Below are 1,402 nucleotides of genomic sequence, written 5' to 3' on the forward strand. Positions count from 1 at the left end.
CGACGAGACTCATGAAAAGTGCTCGCGTAATGGGGTGCGTGCCTCATTTGGGAAGTGCTCGCGAAATCTCTGGTGCATGTTCGGGTGCTTTGGTGTGCTGGAGGGATGGGCTACAGGGTGTCGTTGTCTGCGCGCAGGGAAATCACGAAGTCGGAAGCCGCCGCGTATGCGAAGGCTTCAAAGAAGGCCAAGGGCGAGATCCTGGACCGGCTGGCGGCCGAGGTCGGCTGGTCCCGGGCGAACGCCCGCCGCCAGCTCGGCAAGACGTTCAAGCGGCGTGGGCCGGCCCGGTCGGTCGTGCGACGGCCGCGCCCGCCGACGTATGGCTATGACACGGTGAAGGTGCTCCAGCAGGTCTGGGCGGTGGCGGGGCAGCCGTGCGGGAAGTACCTGGCCGCGGTCATGGAGGCCACGCTGGCCAACCTGGAAGCCCACGCCGCCACGGGCTCCCTTGGCCGGGAACGGGGCCGGTACAGCCCGGAGGTGCGGGCCCAGCTGCTGGCGATGAGTGCGGCCACGATCGACCGGCTGCTGGCCCCGTTCAAACGGGCCATGTACCCGGCCGGGAAGTCCACGACCCGGTCCCGGCGGAACCAGTACACCGAGTCGATCCCGCTGATGATCCGGATTCCGATGATTGACTGGCAGCCGGGCCTGGTCGCCATCGACACCGTGGCCCACTGCGGGAACACCACCAAGGGCCAGTACGCGTTCACGCTGACCGCCACGGACGTCTACACGGGGTGGACGGTGAACCGGGCCATCAAGAACAAGGCCTCCAAATGGGTGGTCGCCGCGATGAAGGAAATCCAGAACGAATTCCCCTACCCGATCGACCACGTCCATTCCGATAACGGGGCCGAGTTCCTCAACGCGGCGGTCACCGCCTGGTGCAATGGACGGAACATAAAGATGAGCCGGTCCCGGCCCCACCACTCCAACGACAACCCCTTCGTGGAACAGAAAAACGGTGCCGTCGTGCGCGGATCGGCGTTCAACTACCGCTACGACACCGATGCCGAACTGGCCCTGCTCAACGAGCTCTGGCCGCTGGTGAACCTGCGCAAGAACCTGTTCCTGCCCACCAAGAAAGTCACCGGGTACAGGCTGACCAGGACCGGGAAATCAACACGGAGCTACGACGCGCCCCGGACCCCGGCGGACCGGATCAAGGACACCGGCATCATGCTCGCACCCCAACGCGACTACATGGACCGCCTCTACACCAACCTGGACCTGGCCGGGCTGACCCGGCGGATCAACGAGATCCAACAGCAACTCATCCGGATGGCCGCGGCCAAGACCTACTCCCAAACCCACCACGCAGCATGATGATTTGACGAGCACTTTAGCTGAGGCACGCGGGAAGCATTTCGCGAGCATCTTGACATGAGGCACCACG

At 64.6% G+C, this 1,402-nt stretch carries 1 protein-coding gene; it reads left to right on the plus strand.

Annotated elements, in window-relative coordinates; all coding sequences use genetic code 11:
• Nucleotides 1-105: 105 nt before the first annotated feature.
• The gene (locus MMF96_RS19350; RefSeq protein ID WP_256884470.1) at nucleotides 106-1,332 is read left to right on the plus strand and encodes a transposase family protein; all 1,227 of its coding nucleotides are present in this window, start codon (nucleotides 106-108) and stop codon (nucleotides 1,330-1,332) included.
• Nucleotides 1,333-1,402 lie beyond the last annotated feature (70 nt).

This window comes from Arthrobacter sp. STN4, assembly GCF_024539665.1.
GTDB lineage: Bacteria > Actinomycetota > Actinomycetes > Actinomycetales > Micrococcaceae > Specibacter.